The organism is Desemzia sp. AGC72, from assembly GCF_057334175.1.
On sequence record NZ_JBHFIG010000006.1, the window covers coordinates 196,793 to 212,356 of the forward strand.

At 37.2% G+C, this 15,564-nt stretch carries 15 protein-coding genes and 1 pseudogene; 9 read left to right on the forward strand and 7 right to left on the reverse strand.

The window, feature by feature from the left end; genetic code table 11:
• Positions 1-5: 5 nt before the first annotated feature.
• Positions 6-254 carry a hypothetical protein gene (locus tag ACE025_RS04360; RefSeq protein ID WP_485937836.1) on the reverse strand — a complete coding sequence of 83 codons (249 nt, stop codon included), beginning with the start codon at positions 252-254 and terminating at the stop codon, positions 6-8.
• Positions 255-503: 249 nt separating this feature from the next.
• On the opposite strand from ACE025_RS04360, the gene coaA reads away from it, so the two are divergent.
• Complete coding sequence (gene coaA, locus ACE025_RS04365; RefSeq protein WP_485937838.1) at positions 504-1,427, forward strand: type I pantothenate kinase; 924 nt, start codon at positions 504-506, stop codon at positions 1,425-1,427.
• 173 nt (positions 1,428-1,600) lie between these two features.
• Complete coding sequence (gene guaA / locus ACE025_RS04370; protein WP_485937925.1) at positions 1,601-3,121, forward strand: glutamine-hydrolyzing GMP synthase; 1,521 nt, start codon at positions 1,601-1,603, stop codon at positions 3,119-3,121.
• A gap of 57 nt (positions 3,122-3,178) precedes the next feature.
• On the opposite strand, the gene ACE025_RS04375 is transcribed toward guaA, so the two are convergent.
• A complete protein-coding gene (locus ACE025_RS04375) occupies positions 3,179-4,699 on the reverse strand; it encodes a GIY-YIG nuclease family protein (RefSeq protein WP_485937840.1) in 1,521 nt (506 codons plus the stop codon).
• Positions 4,700-5,035: 336 nt separating this feature from the next.
• Between ACE025_RS04375 and ACE025_RS04380 the strand changes: the two genes are divergently transcribed.
• The gene (locus ACE025_RS04380; RefSeq protein ID WP_485937842.1) at positions 5,036-5,659 is read left to right on the forward strand and encodes a dihydrofolate reductase family protein; all 624 of its coding nucleotides are present in this window, start codon (positions 5,036-5,038) and stop codon (positions 5,657-5,659) included.
• Positions 5,660-5,783: 124 nt separating this feature from the next.
• Here ACE025_RS04380 and ACE025_RS04385 read toward each other — a convergent pair whose 3' ends face one another.
• On the reverse strand, positions 5,784-6,104 hold the full coding sequence (locus ACE025_RS04385; RefSeq protein ID WP_485937844.1) for a DUF898 family protein: 321 nt from the start codon (positions 6,102-6,104) through the stop codon (positions 5,784-5,786).
• Positions 6,105-6,317: 213 nt separating this feature from the next.
• On the opposite strand from ACE025_RS04385, the pseudogene ACE025_RS04390 reads away from it, so the two are divergent.
• From ACE025_RS04390 to ACE025_RS04400, 3 genes and pseudogenes are all read left to right on the forward strand, one after another.
• Positions 6,318-6,704, forward strand: a pseudogene (locus ACE025_RS04390) (VOC family protein).
• 66 nt (positions 6,705-6,770) lie between these two features.
• Positions 6,771-7,274, forward strand: coding sequence for a GNAT family N-acetyltransferase (locus tag ACE025_RS04395; protein WP_485937846.1), 504 nt, complete (start codon positions 6,771-6,773; stop codon positions 7,272-7,274).
• 31 nt (positions 7,275-7,305) lie between these two features.
• Entirely contained in the window at positions 7,306-8,070 is a 765-nt protein-coding gene (locus tag ACE025_RS04400; RefSeq protein WP_485937848.1) for an SDR family oxidoreductase, read from the forward strand.
• 77 nt (positions 8,071-8,147) lie between these two features.
• Here ACE025_RS04400 and ndk read toward each other — a convergent pair whose 3' ends face one another.
• From ndk to ACE025_RS04415, 3 genes are all read right to left on the reverse strand, one after another.
• Complete coding sequence (gene ndk / locus ACE025_RS04405; RefSeq protein WP_485937850.1) at positions 8,148-8,549, reverse strand: nucleoside-diphosphate kinase; 402 nt, start codon at positions 8,547-8,549, stop codon at positions 8,148-8,150.
• Positions 8,550-8,695: 146 nt separating this feature from the next.
• Positions 8,696-9,601, reverse strand: a complete 906-nt coding sequence (locus ACE025_RS04410; protein ID WP_485937851.1) for a protein kinase family protein — start codon at positions 9,599-9,601, stop codon at positions 8,696-8,698.
• Positions 9,602-9,635: 34 nt separating this feature from the next.
• Complete coding sequence (locus tag ACE025_RS04415; protein WP_485937853.1) at positions 9,636-10,139, reverse strand: AAA family ATPase; 504 nt, start codon at positions 10,137-10,139, stop codon at positions 9,636-9,638.
• A gap of 245 nt (positions 10,140-10,384) precedes the next feature.
• On the opposite strand from ACE025_RS04415, the gene ACE025_RS04420 reads away from it, so the two are divergent.
• Positions 10,385-11,971, forward strand: a complete 1,587-nt coding sequence (locus ACE025_RS04420; RefSeq protein WP_485937855.1) for a Mur ligase family protein — start codon at positions 10,385-10,387, stop codon at positions 11,969-11,971.
• Between the two features lie 135 nt (positions 11,972-12,106).
• Here the strand turns inward: ACE025_RS04420 and ACE025_RS04425 are convergent, their stop codons facing one another.
• On the reverse strand, positions 12,107-13,210 hold the full coding sequence (locus tag ACE025_RS04425) for an NADH-dependent flavin oxidoreductase (RefSeq protein WP_485937857.1): 1,104 nt from the start codon (positions 13,208-13,210) through the stop codon (positions 12,107-12,109).
• 246 nt (positions 13,211-13,456) lie between these two features.
• Here ACE025_RS04425 and ACE025_RS04430 point away from each other — a divergent pair, with 246 nt between their 5' ends.
• A complete protein-coding gene (locus ACE025_RS04430) occupies positions 13,457-14,254 on the forward strand; it encodes an SDR family NAD(P)-dependent oxidoreductase (protein WP_485937859.1) in 798 nt (265 codons plus the stop codon).
• A 39-nt stretch (positions 14,255-14,293) separates the two neighbouring features.
• On the forward strand, positions 14,294-15,523 hold the full coding sequence (locus tag ACE025_RS04435) for an NAD(P)/FAD-dependent oxidoreductase (RefSeq protein ID WP_485937861.1): 1,230 nt from the start codon (positions 14,294-14,296) through the stop codon (positions 15,521-15,523).
• Positions 15,524-15,564 lie beyond the last annotated feature (41 nt).

Genomic DNA, 15,564 nt, shown 5'->3' on the forward strand with positions numbered 1-15,564 from the left:
ATCTCCTAACTAATGTGTTGGTCTTCTTCTTGAGACGAGCTGATGATGCGTTTTGGTTTCGTCATTAATGCTGAGATAATAAAACCAAGTACTGCTCCCCCTAGACCGAAAAATAATTGTAATGTTCTGTTTCCGTCTGGAGCTAAGAAATACAGGCCCATAGTGGAGACGGCAGAGATTAAAATGGAATGGACAAGGTCACGCAATTCGACTACATCGCCCCATATTTCAATATAGTTCTTTTCTTCTTTCATTGTCGAACTCCTTCCTATACGAATTTCTTATAGTTCCTTTAATGATTCGATAACTCATTTAAAACGCATTCTCACTTACAATAGTACAGTAGATGAATAACTTGTGGTAGTTAAGCTTCACTAAAACTCATTAAATTTTTTTAAAGATTTAGCCGGATTTTCATCTTACACAAAAGGAAAAACTATAATTAAGACTGAATATCTGATACAATTATGCGAAACTTTCAAAATCAGGAGGGACAAATACCCATGAATGAAACGGAAACTCATCACATTATTTCTCGTGATGATTGGAAAGAATTAGGACATGATACATCCATCAAAATGACATTTGAAGAATTGGAAAACATCAGAGGATTGAACGATCCGATTTCTCTAGCAGACGTAAAAGAGATTTATGTACCTCTAGTTCAATTAATCAATCTGTTTATCAAACAATATGAAAAACTGCAAAAAGAAAAGACCTTTTTCTTAGAGCACCGAACTGAGACAAAACCATTCGTGATTGGGATCGCAGGAAGTGTGGCTGTTGGAAAAAGTACGACAGCACGTTTATTGACTCAAATGCTGGCCAGCTACTTCACTGATTTGAGTGTAGAAATGATCACCACAGACGGATTTTTGTATCCAAACAAGGTCTTAAAAGAAAAAGGTATCATGAACCGAAAAGGATTCCCTGAAAGTTATGATATGAAAAAATTGATTACATTTTTGAGCAAAGTAAAAGTTGGCGAGACTGATCTTGCTTTTCCAGTCTATTCTCATGAAGTGTATGACATTATAGAGGGGAAGACAAACGTTTTGCACCGACCGGATATTTTGGTCGTGGAAGGCATCAATGTATTGCAATCACCCGCGAACGAGCAGATTTACATAAGCGATTTTTTTGACTTTTCGATTTATGTGGATGCAGAACCAGAACAAATCGAAAAATGGTACATTGAACGATTCGGACTATTGCTGGAAACAGCGTTTACTGATCCGAACAACTATTATTATGAATTAGCACAAAAAGGACCTGAAGCAGCATTTGCACATGCCCATGAAGTATGGAGAACAATCAACTTGGAAAATTTGAAAAACTTCATTCTTCCTACCCGTAAACGGGCGGACTTGATTTTACGTAAAAGCGAAGAGCATTACATCGATAAAGTTCTGTTAAAAAAATACTGAGTAAATAGGTAATCAAATAGTCAATAATGAAGAAAATAAACTTTTCATTAGAAAAAGCGCTATCATTTTTTTTGAGCTAACAAATCTATATCATTCATGATACTATGATAAGAAAAATATAGAAGAGGTGTAATGTTTTGACAACTATAACAGATACAAAAGAATTGGAAAAAATGATCGTACTTGATTTTGGAAGTCAATATAACCAATTGATCACACGCCGTATTAGAGAATTTGGAGTTTATTCAGAGTTGATGCCTCATACAACAACAGCTGAAGAGTTGAAGGAATTAAACGTTAAAGGAATCATCTTTTCAGGTGGACCGATGAGTGTTTATGATGAAGGATCATTTTCAGTAGATCCAGAAATTTTTAATTTAGGTATCCCAATTTTTGGTATTTGTTATGGAATGCAATTGATGACGAAAATGATGGGAGGAGAAGTCAGCCCAAGTACAAACCGAGAGTACGGTAAAGCTGAGATTCGCATCGAAGATCGTACAGCACCTCTTTTCACTACTTTAGATGAAGAAGAAACGGTTTGGATGAGTCATGGAGACTTGGTTACTCAAGCTCCTGAAGGTTTCGTTGTCAGTGCGACAAGCGCACACTGCCCGATCGCTTCTATGTTCAACGAACAAAAGAACTTCCATGCCGTTCAATTCCATCCAGAAGTTCGTCACTCTGTACATGGAAACGACATGTTAAGAAACTTTACGTTTAATGTCTGTGGTTTTGAAGGAAACTGGAGCATCAGCAACTTTATCGATTTAGAGATCGCTAAAATCCGCGAAACTGTAGGAGACAAAAAAGTCTTGCTAGGTTTATCAGGCGGGGTAGACTCAAGTGTAGTTGGAGTTCTATTGCAAAGAGCAATCGGCGACCAATTGACATGTATCTTCGTCGATCACGGTTTATTGCGTAAAGGCGAGAGCGAACAAGTTATGGAAAGTTTAGTCGGCAAATTCGGCTTGAACATTATCCGTGTTGATGCTAAAGAACGTTTCATGGCTAAATTAAAAGGCGTCAGCGATCCAGAACAAAAACGTAAAATTATCGGAAATGAATTTGTGTACTTATTCGATGATGAAGCGACAAAACTTGAAGGTGTTGAGTTCTTAGCTCAAGGAACACTTTACACTGACATCATCGAAAGTGGAACAGCTACTGCTCAAACGATCAAATCACATCACAACGTAGGTGGACTTCCTGAAGACATGCAATTCAAATTGATCGAACCATTGAATGCTTTATTCAAAGACGAGGTTCGTGAATTAGGAATGGAATTGGGTATGCCAGAAAGCTTAGTTTGGCGCCAACCGTTCCCAGGCCCAGGTCTAGGAATTCGTGTCATCGGTGAGTTGACAGAAGAAAAATTAGAGATCGTTCGCGACAGCGACTACATTTTAAGAGAAGAAATTGCTAAAGCCGGCCTTGACCGCGACATCTGGCAATACTTCACTGTTCTTCCAGGCTTCCGCAGTGTCGGAGTAATGGGAGATGGCCGTACGTATGACTACACAGTTGGAATCCGTGCTGTAACATCTATCGACGGAATGACAGCTGACTTTGCACGTATCCCTTGGGATGTATTGCAAAAAATCTCAGTCCGTATTGTAAACGAAGTAAAACACGTTAACCGTATCGTGTATGACGTAACGAGTAAGCCACCAGCTACTGTTGAGTGGGAATAACATAAAAGAAGCCTGTATGTATTAGTAAAAATACATACAGGCTTCTTTATTTATAGTTTAAATCATAGCTTCAGTTTTTAAATTTTCTTCTAAAGCTAATGTTTGGTTATATTCTTCAGCGAACATAGTAGCGTTGAATTCGGCAGTTGGGTCGATTTCTTCAACTAATAGCTCTAGAGTGGCGATATCCGTCTTAAAAAACTCTTTTCTATAATTAACTTTATTTACTCTTTGATTTGAAAGTTTTTTATGAAGTTCGTTTTCTAAGCTTACTGCGTCATCACTAAATATAAGAGCATGCACATCAAATCTAAATGGAACAGAAGCGCTACCTAGTTCATCTACTCGTTGTTGAGGTTCCATTCTTCTAGTCATACCTATTTTAAAAGTACTGTTACCAAAAGAACCCATATTCGAAATTATGTATACATAACCAGCTTTCCCAAGAGCTAAACTAGCTATCTCTTCTTTCTTATTTTCAACGCTATCCAATTGTAACTCCAGTTCCAGTAGTCGACTTTTTAGTTGTTGTATTTTTATTTCATCAGTTTCTAACTGTAAGATTTCTTTATTTCGTTCAATTTCTGTTTTAAATTTATTTTCTTCCTGTTCTAACTTTTTACGTTCTGCTTCAAGAGCTTTTCTTTCCTCAGCTTCTTGCTTCATCTGCTCTTTAATTGCTTTCTGCTCTTCTTTTTCTCTCTGTCTATAAATATAGTATCGGTATTCAATATCCACCAATTCTAAGTACAACGGTTCAATTTCAGAAATAAATTTTGTAATAGTTGGGAGGATTGCTTTGTTTCCTTCGGCAGCAATCACTAAGTATTTCGTCATTATGTCTTTAACTGATTGTTTTGTAATGTCTAATTTTTCATAGGTAAGCTTATATAAGAGAATTTGCATTTCAGATTGAAGACCAATAATCATTAAATTATAAATTGTTTTATTAGCTTTTGTTGTGTATCTATTTTCATAGTTTATTAATAGATTAGTTATTTCTTTTTTTGTAGCATTGGATAATTTTTTTAGTTCTTTAGAATTATCTGAATGCAAATGAAGTCTTATTATAGTACCAACAAGACTCTCATCATCTAATTCAGTGTGTAGTTCCTTCACAATGGAATCCACTCCCTCTAGGTCAATAGTATAAGGGAATCTTTCTTCAAAGTTTTTTAAACCTGCCAACTGTGATTTGAATTTACGAGCTTGATTCATATAACGACTTATTTCTTTTTGCAATTTGGAATTTTCAATATTTAAATCTTCATTTTCTAGTTTGCGTTGATTAATTGTCAGCAATAATGATGAGAGTTCTTCGTTAGCTTCTTTTTTTATGTTTTCAGCTTCGACTTCGGCAGCATTGATAATTAGCTCTTTCTTATTTTGATTTTCAGCCTCGACTATATTTTTGAAGTCTTGTATAAGTTTTTCTTTATCATCTAGCAATTTGTTTTTTGTATCGATTTCCGTTTGTAAAGAAGATTCCTCGAAAATCAAATTTTCTAATTCCAATTTCTTAATATCGATACTTTTCTTAAGGTATATGTATTCTTTCAGTCGTTGAAAAACTCCCATTGTTAATTTCCTCGTTTCTATATAATAGTTTGTAGGTTATGGATAAAAAGAACTGGTTCTTCTCTAGTATATAATAAAACAACAGTATTAATACTAAATAAAAAATAAATATTCAATATAACCGAACAATTATTAAATATACACGATATTACGCTGTTTGTTTTGACCATTTTGATCCGTTTATCGTGTTTAGAATATATAGCTAAATGTTAAAAATACTTGCTTCAAATATACAAAATCTACCTCAGAAATAAATTCTTGATTTTTGTAACATATAAATTGATACATCTTTTTTATTTGCTAAAATTAGTATAACAAGTTTAATATTCTAGAAAAATGGACGAGTTAAATAATACAAAAATAGGAAGTGCTATTGAAATGCCTAAACTAATTTACCCGATTAACGTATCTTTGGACGGCTATATAGAGGATAAAAGTGGAAATCTCGAGTGGTCAATTTCTGATGATGAGATTTTTGCATTCTGGACGGACTTTCAACGTTCGATTGGCACTTACCTATACGGGCGTCGAATGTACGAGTCTATGGTGTATTGGGAGACAGAAGACCCTCGAACACCAGCTAACTTTGCTAGCGGTGAGCAGCCAAAGGTGATGCAGCAATTCTCTCAAATTTGGCAATCGGCTGATAAAGTTGTGTACTCCCGGACGCTTGAAGGGGTTTCAAGTGACAAGACTAGAATTGAACGTGAATTCAATCCTGATACTATTCGGCAATTGAAGAAGTCATTTAGTACGGATATTACCATTAGCGGTGCTGATCTTGCCGGGCAGGCTATGAGAGCTGGCTTAATTGATGAGTGTCATTTGCTTATTCATCCGATTATCTTGGGTGGGGGAAAACAGGCGTTACCGAATAATCTTAGTTTGCAACTCAAGCTTGTCAGTGAACATCGCTTTAAAAGTGGTGTTGTTCATCTGCACTACCTTATAATGGATTAAACATTCTAATGAAAGACCAACAAACTTTTAAACTGGTTTGTTGGTCTTTTTATTTTAGCTGAAAAACTAATTATAGATTTTTTTATGAGTGCTACTTAATTGACAGAATAAAATCATGTGTATTCTAGTTTACAAAGATTGTATTGCGCGCTTTCCAATCTTCCAATTTAATAGTGACCCAGAAGCTGTATATGCCTAAAGTAATAACTGAAAGCAAGAACCATTTGATCCAATGACTAAATAAACTTACAGCTGAACCATGGAATCTCATTCGTTTTCCTTCAATTACTGTATGATTGATTTTCCATCCATAGACCATACACAATGCCCAGGGATAACCAATTCCTAAAGTAAAGAATGTGATAATTGCTCCTAAAATACTCCAACCGATTAAACTTAAAAGACTTCCATCAAAAAATGAACTTCTACCTTTATGTACTTCCAACTTTTATTTTCCTCCTAAAACGATTTATAATATTAGTTTATCACATAAAAAAGTTGCTGTTATCGTAATCAGCAACAAGTTGTAATATTGTCACTTTCTTGTAGCAGCCAATCAGGTTTTACTTACTAATTAATTAGGATTTCTTTTGCTATAGAGAAAGTATATTAGGTAAAATGTACTTATTGACAAGGAGCATGCACAATGTCAAAAGGGCTGATTCATCATATCGAGATATATGTTTCAAATTTAAAAAGATCTACTAATTTCTGAGGTTGGTTATTAGAAGAGCTGGGGTACGAAGACTTCCAAACTTGGGAACTGGGAAAAAGTTGGAAATCAGGAGAGTCCTACATTGTTTTTGTGCAAGCTGAGGAAAAATACTTGAATGTGCCTTATCATCGATGTCGAGTAGGGTTGAATCATTTAGCTTTTCATGCCGAATCTAGAGAACAAGTAGGTGAAATGATAAAAGAGTTGAAACAGAGAGGTGTCAACATTCTTTATTCGGATAAGCATCCTTTTGCTGGCGGAGAAGGGTATTACGCTGTTTATTTTGAAGACCCGGATAGAATAAAAGTTGAATTAGTTGCGCCAGAGTAAGTGAGTTATATACTATGATTGCCAACTATTTTTTCATATATAAATTGATAGGAGAAAGGAACCGCTATGAATTATTCCATCAAGCCATTTGAAATGAAAGATCTACCGTTCTTGTGGGAAATGTTGTATCAATCTATTCATGTTCCTGAAGGGCAAGAAGCACCTAGTTTAGCTATTTTGAAAGAACCAACGATAGAAAAATATTTAAGCCATTGGGGTAAAGAACATGACCATGCTTTAGTAGCGGTGAATGAGAACAATTATCCTATAGGCGCCGTGTGGATAAGATTATTGGATCAAGAAAATGCTGGTTATGGTTTTGTGGATAACAATACACCGGAACTTGGAATGGCGATTGAAACTTCATATAGGAGTATAGGGGTAGGGAAAGATTTGTTGTCTAAAATGATGGATTTAGCTGAAGATTTAGGATATTCTGCTATATCATTGAGTGTAGATCCACGGAATAAAAACGCCTTGAGACTCTACGAAAATAGTGGATTTAAAAAAGAATACCAAGACGACGGCGGTTCTTGGACGATGAAAAAAGATTTGCAGCACCAAAAATGAGAGAATCACTGAATAAACTGGGGGGATAATGATGAAAAAAATCGTACTTACCGGCGGAGCAAATGGAATCGGACGAGCGATTGTGGAAAGTTTGGCAGGGAAAGCAGAGTTGTATGTAATTGATCGTGATCGAGAAGCAGGAGAGGCTTTAGAGAAAGAGTTGTCTTCTTCTCATACTCATTTCTTTTACGGAGATTTGGCAAGTCAGACTGTTTTAGAAGAGTTTGCCCGTTTCGTAACGGAACGAACAGATCAGATTGATGGATTTATCCACAATGCGGCTATCAACAATGGTGGATTAGTTTCTGGAGCAACGTACGACGAATTTATGGAAGTATTGAAAGTCAATGTGGGAACGGCCTATTATTTAACGCAGCAATTTGAGGAATATTTTTCTGATTCTGCCAGTATCATTTTGATGTCTTCTACCCGAAATCGCCAAAGTATGGAAAACAATGAGAGTTACAGCAGCTCGAAAGGAGCATTGCTTTCACTTGCCCATTCCATGGCGAACAGTCTTCGTAGTAAAGCCAGAGTAAACGTCATCAGTCCAGGATGGATCGAAACCAACGATTTCCAACTTGAAAAACAAGCAATGGCATTGTCCACAAGCGACCACTCCCAGCACTTAGTAGGTAGGGTAGGTTATCCAGCAGATATTTTCCACATGGTGGAATTCCTATTAGATGAAAGCAAATCAGGTTTCATCACAGGACAAGAATTTGTAGTAGACGGCGGGATGTCGAAACAAATGATTTACCATGAAGAACATGGGTGGAAATACACCACTGATTAAAGTTAAGGTTGAATCCTACAAGAAAGCTGCGCCAACATTTATTGTTGGCGCAGCTTTCTTTAACTATCCATGCTTAATCAACCGAACCAAATCGCTCTTTCTCGTTTGGAACTTTCTGTTGAATCGGAGGCATGAACGGTATTTTCAGACATGCTTTTTCCATAAAGAGCGCGGATCGTGTTGTCGGGAGAATCTGCAGGATCAGTAGTTCCGTTCAATGCTCGTACGCGACTAATAGCATTTTCTCCTTCTAACACTAAGGCAACTAAGGGGCTTCTTGTCAGATAAGCAACCAAGTGGTCAAAAAAAGGTTTTCCCTCATGTTCTGCGTAATGCTGTTCCGCTAATGTTGGAGAGGCTTTCATTAGTTTCATCTCTAAAACGGTTAGTCCGTTTCTTTCATATTCAACTAAAATACGGCCGATCAGATTACGTTCTACCGCATCAGGTTTAAGTAGTACCAATGTTTTCTCTGTCAATTTCTTATCCCCCTTAGAAATATTCTTACTATGAGTTTAACATAGCTGCTTTTTAAAAGCTGAAAGAAAGTGAACAATAAAAATGATTGTATTTGTAAGTGAAAGATCAATGATATGTAATGTCTACACTTATTATAGGGAATAGGTTATAGAGCTATAGCTTTATTCCATGCTGCATGAAATTCAGTCATATTCCGAAAACGATGTTTCCTATTTAAACCAGTTGCTTTTAATACCACAGCATAACTTTCTTCATTTAGTTGCCATTTGTCAAAAGAGCAAGGAAAGAATTGGTTGTTTTCATACCTCACAGCAATATCAGATGGGGAAAATTCACCAAAAAAGTTAAAAATCAAAGCACCAAGCGTAAATACAGTTGTGTCATCGTCTATTCGTGCGTTTAATACATATTCTTCTGGAGCTTTCAATCGTTTTGTGCCAAACCAATGTTTACCTAATGTATTGGTGAGCGGCTTTTTTTGGAAAAAATCTATGTCACAGATAGTCGTTTTCTTGGTCGAAAAATCATACATGATGCTTCCATCGTAAAAATCGACTGCTACGTAATCAGCGTTTGAGACAGTGGTCAAAAATGAAAATAAAACAGTCACTGCATCTAATTTTTCTTTTACCGGTAATTCGTTGAATCTATGAGCAGGGCTTTTCAAGGAGGAGTTAGTTTTGTATTGATCAAAATTCCAGTGATCGAATAAACACTCCCCATCTGACCATTCAAAAACAACGATATACATATCTTCATATTCGTAATGTTCAATCACTTTTGTTAAATTCGGATGACACAAATCTTGATATAGTTGTACAGAATGCTTCAGTACATTTACAGATTCTAGAGGCGAGACGTCAGCTTCTAAAGTTTCTACACCAGCTATTTTACAAAAATATTTTTGATTCTCGTTTTGCATACCTATACAAATGCAACCTGAACCTGTCTCGTCAATACTCCAAAAAGCAGAACCATATTTTTTCAGCCACTTGAAATCTCGAGCTTTCCTTAATTTAAAAGTAACCCCATCTAAATCGTGTAGGATCATTACAGCACCTCCATTTAATTCAAGTTAAAAACACTTATTGCTTCAGTAAATCTGTCAGCATCAATTCCAATACCTCTTCTTGGCTGAACGACTCATCAATGATAGTCTCATTCACAGTATTTAAGTAGTCCTTTTCCAACCACCATTTTTTCATTCTGTCAGGACCAAAAACATTCACTTTATCTCTCGTTTGGTGACGTATAACAGTCTCTTCAAATGGAATCTCATAATAGTACGCATAGACATGTGGAGCAAACAAATTCATTAACTCGTCAAATAATTCTTTATATCTTACAGAAGCAAAAATCCCTTCAATGATGACGTATTCATACTTGTCTTTACCGAATTCAGCCATCAGTTTTACAAGGTCTACCGTAGGATTTAAAGGTCGGTCTTTAGTATTTAAAATGTCGATTCGAATAGTGTCTTGTGAGATCAACATGGCTTGTTCATAATCAAATTGTTTTTGGAGCAGTTGAGCAGTGGTCGTTTTCCCGCTTCCAGAGTTGCCTCTGATGATAATGAGTTTAGAATCCATTTTTACCTCCGCATGTATTTGATGATTTTATTATATCAATAGAAATCAGAATGGTATAGGGTTCAGTAACGTACCAAGAGGACTGTATTTGATACAGAATAGTCGCTGGTTACTTATTTTCTGTGAGCAGATTATATGACATTCAGTAGAGAAGATTGTAAACTAAAATTTAACAATAGACGTAATTTGTCTAAAAATAGGTTGGAGAGATTACTCATACACTCACTGAAGGAGTCACGATCATTATGAAACTAAAGGACTTATTGAAATCGGTAAAGATCGACTCTAGCTGTCCTGAACAGCTTAAAGCGAAATTAAATGAAATCGATATCAAAAAAATTGCGTATCACACAAAAGAAGTCAGTGCAGATACTTTATTTGTCTGTATCAAAGGGCACAAGACAGATGGGCATAAATATGCCAAACAAGCAGTAATCAATGGAGCATCAGTTATTATCGTTGAAAATTTTATTGCAGATATAGGTGTTCTTCAACTCAAGGTCTCTGATAGCCGAGAAGCTTTAGCTCTGTTATCGAGTAATTTTTTTGGTCATCCTTCTAAATCGATGAGTCTGTTCGGAGTAACCGCAACTAATGGTAAAACGACGATTACCTACATGATGGAGGAGATATTTAAAGCTTATCAATTGAAAACCGGATTAATAGGAACGATTTTGGTCAAGTGTGATAAAGAGATTGAAATGAGCCAGTTAACGACTCCAGAGTCTTATGACTTGCAGCAGTATTTGGCGAAGATGAGAGATCAAGAGATCACTCATGTCTCTATGGAAGTTTCTTCTTCGGCATTAGAATTGAAACGAGTCCACGATACGGAATTTGATGTAGTAGCCTTTATGAATATCAGTCCTGAACACATCCGATTGCACGAATCATTTGAAGCTTATTTTGATGCCAAGGCTTCTTTGATAAGGAATGCTCCTAGAATGAGTACAGCTATTTTAAACATTGACGAACTGCTGCTCATTCCTTTAGCGAATCAGACAGAAGCTCAAGTGGTTACATTTGGAATTGAAAACAATTCCGGTACTATAAGCGTTTCAGATATCCAATTCTCGGCTGGGATGCCGTCCTTTACCGTTCATATTCAAAAACCTTTTAAAACACTGAGTGGAAATCGCATTGAACCGGTGAGTTTTAGGTTGGAAATGTCGGTTCCGGGGTACCATTCGATTTACAATGCACTTACGGCTCTGGTTACAGGATTGGTCAACGACATTCCAATAGAAGTAGTACAACAAGGAATCAAAAACTTTTGCGGAGTCGAGAGACGATTCCAAATTCTTTATGACAATGAATTCAAAGTGATCGACGACTTATTGCTCAACCAGAACAACATCCACTCTTGTATGGAAACCATCAGTCATTTAACTTACGATAAACTGCACCTTGTACACGCCCTCAGAGGAAGCAACGGACCCGAACACAGTACAGAAATCGCTGAAACGTTAGCAGCCTGTTTCGATCAAATGAATGTCGCAAAAATCATTTTGACAACAGCTTCTTCACATGTGGAGAAAAAAGATGAGGTTACTCCGGAAGAGCTAGCAGCGTTCTTAAAAGTAATGGAACAAAACAAGATTGAAGTTGCTTTTTTTGAGGAATTAGACGAAGCCTTGCAGTTCGGAGTTGCACAGTTGGAACAGGGGGACATTCTTTTATTATCAGGAGCACATTCGATGGATCAAGGTGCCCAAAAGACATTGGAATTGATAAAAGAACTTTATCCTACAGTGGATCATGAAAAAATCAATCAAGTGCTAGAGTCTAAACTCATTGGAATGGATACTTACAAATTAGCTGAAAACTTTTAGTTCAATTGGTAAAATAAATCAAAATAAAAACAACAAAGAGGTTGGGATTTTTATCCCAACCTCTTTGTTGTTTTGTAACAGAATATTTATATTGCAGACTATTCAAATTGATGTATGGGTAGTTAGCAGAAAAGATTACTTGATTCTCTCAGGCATCATGACTTCCATAAATCCCCAAACGCCTGTGTTTAAGCGTAGTTCTTCACGCTCTTCTATAGTGACGGACTCTCGAATCAAGTCTTCTCTACCGCTTAATACTTTACTTACCCAATGAGGATCAGCAAGCAGTACTCGTCCCAACGCAACCATTTCACTGTTTTGAAGTACGTCTTCAGCGTCAGCGCCAGATCTGATATCTCCAACACTGATTAAAGGAACTCTTCCATTGATTTTGTCGTTGATATACTCAATCATTGATTTATCTTGATAACTTTCTGATCTAGAAATTTGTTTGTAATTTCCAATAGAAATGTGTAAATAGTCTAAGTCCTTATCAGCAAGCTTGTCTACAAGATATAAGGTATCCTCAAAACGGATTCCTGGGTTTTCATATTCCTCTGGTGAAAAACGGTACCCAATAATAAAAGGCTCATTGGTTTCTTTCTCTACGATTTCAATGATTTCATTCACTAAGCGGTCAACAAAAGAGTATCTCTTTTCTAAACTTCCGCCCCATTGATCTTCTCTGCGGTTAGAGTGTGGAGAAAAGAATTGTTGAATCAAATAGGTATTTGCCCCATGGATTTCAATACCATCGAAGCCAGCTTTTACAGCACGTACTGCTGCAGCTTTAAAGTCTTCGATAACTTCTAAGACTTCTGCTTCAGTCAATGCTCTTGGTTCTTCTGCATCTGGACGCTCAGCTTTTACTGCGCTGGCAGAAACGGGTTGTTTCCCTTTTAGAATGGAAGAATGTGTCATTCTACCACCATGAAAAATTTGTAATATTGACTTTGTACCAGATTTTTTGATTGCAGCAGAAAGTTTAGCGAGACCTTCTATGTGTCGGTCATCAAAGACGCCAATTTCACCGTCCCAACCTTTTCCGATCTCTTGAACATTAGCAGCAGCTGTTATAACAGCGCCAACTTCACCACTTCTTAGTGCATAATATTCGATTTCATCTTTTGTAACAGTCCCATCGAAAAAGCTCATCATATTTGTCATAGGTGCCATTACTGCACGGTTTTTAAGCGTTACTCCACGCTTTAACTCTATCGATTTGCCTAATTTAGTCAATTTTAACCATCCTTTCAAAGTGAATGACGGCTTACAATAAGTAAGTTGTCATTCGTTTATTGTAACTGCTGTTTCTAAATTATGCAACCTTTTCTACTTGAATGCTCCAGTAGAGAGAAAACAACTACAAAAGCGTAAAAATTGTCTTTCTTTGTGTAGAATAGTACCATTTTAGATAGTAAGCGGCTGAGAGTATTGGATCAGTCAAATAAAATCAAATGGGCACTCACTGAGGAGGCAATAACGATGGATTTAGGGATTACAGGAAAATCAGCACTGATTACAGGGTCGAGTTCAGGAATCGGATTAGCAACAGCAAAAGTTCTTTTGGAAGAAGGAGCTACCGTTATTTTGACTGGAAAAGAAGATGATGAAGTAAAAGAAGCGGTCAATGAACTGGGAGAAAATGACAGACTGTTTGCTTATGCCGCAGACATTACTAATGAAGAAGAAATCAAGCAGCTCCGCGATAAGATTGCTAAAGATGTCGGAAAAATCGATATTCTTGTTCACTCTGCCGGAATCACAGGTAATCAAGGATTGTTCCATGAATTGTCTGTTGAGGATTGGCAACATACTCTGGACGTGAATTTGATCGGACCAGTTCGTGTAACAAAAGAATTCTTACCCGATTTAAGAGATGGCGGTTGGGGTAGAATTGTCTTTATCTCATCTGAAAATGGAGTTCAACCTTATGACGATGAATTGCCATATGATAGTGCTAAAGCTGGAATCATTGCCTTTTCAAAAGGGCTGTCACGGACTTATGCGCGTGAAGGATTGTTGGTCAATACTGTGTCCCCAGCCTTTATTGAGTCTCCGATGACAGATACCATGATGGAAAATCGTGCTAAAGAGTTAAATGTATCTATAGAAGAAGCGGTAGAATCTTTCCTAGATATAAAGAGACCATTTATGGAACTAAAACGCCGAGGTCGAGTAGAAGAAGTGGCCAGCGTTATTGCTTTTCTATGTTCAGACAAAGCTTCATTTGTAAATGGTTCGAATTACCGAGTAGATTCCGGTTCAGTAGCAACGATATAAAAATATGAAGTAGTTGATAATGGAGAGGAGAATAGATACATGAAAAACGAAGAAAGAGATAACATTCAAAATATGCAACAAGCGAACCAACCGTATAATTACTTGATTGTTGGAGGTGGGATGGTCGCCGCATATGCAGTCAAAGGGATTCGCGAATACGATAAAATAGGCAGTATCGGCATTATTTCAACAGACCAAGATGTTCCCTATACGCGTCCAGCATTGACTAAAAAGCTGTGGACAGATGATGAGTTTACTCAAGACCAGATTCCTCTAGATACAGAAGAAAATGGCGTGGAGTTGAAATTAGAAACAGCCGTCACGGAAATCAACCGAGACCAAAAAACGGTTCGATTGAATGATGGTTCAATTTTAAGTTACGATAAGCTGCTTTTAGCTACGGGTAGCGAGCCTATCGAAATTGAAGGACCAGATGATGATCGTGCGATTTTCTTTAGAAGCTGGGAAGATTATCGCAAGTTGCGTGCTTACTCAGGCAACAACAATCATATCATTGTTGTAGGCGGAGGTTACATTGGAACAGAACTAGCGGCTGGATTGATTCAAAACGAAACGAGAGTAACTTTTGTCTATCCTGAAGAGGTGTTAGGAGAAAAACAATTCCCTGAAGAAATCACGAAAGAATATGAACAACCTTTTAGAGAAGCTGGCGTTCAAATGATGAATGGCAAGCGTGCCGAATCTTACCGAAAAGACGGAGACAAGATTATCGTGACTCTTGATGATGGACAGGAAATCGAAGGAGACGCTCTTGTGAGTGGTTTAGGAGTTTCACCGCGAACGGATCTTGCTGAAGATAGTGGTTTGAAAGTAGACGATGGAGTCATTGTAGATCAGTATTTGCGCACCAGTGATCCAAATATCTACGCGGCAGGAGATATTGCTACTTATCCAGATGAGATTTTAGGCAGCAACCGCATCGAGCATGTGGATCATGCCCGAAATTCTGGAGAAACAGTAGGTAAAGTGATGGCTGGATCGGATGAGCCATATACGTATACGCCATACTTTTATTCCGTGGTATTTGACATTTCATGGAAAGCGATCGGTACTTTGGATTCAGGGCTGGAGACAATGATCGACGAAGTGGGTGAAGGAAAAGTGGTTTATTACTTGAAAGACAATAAACCGGCAGGCATCTTGTTATGGAATGTAGAAGCCGACTTAGACGAGGTCAGAAATATCTTAGACAATCCTCCTTCTGATCCAGCTCAATTGAAAGGCGCTATTCAAGAAAAAGAAGAATAAGCAGAATAAGCAGAAAACAACCTTTGCTTTTGCGGCAAAGG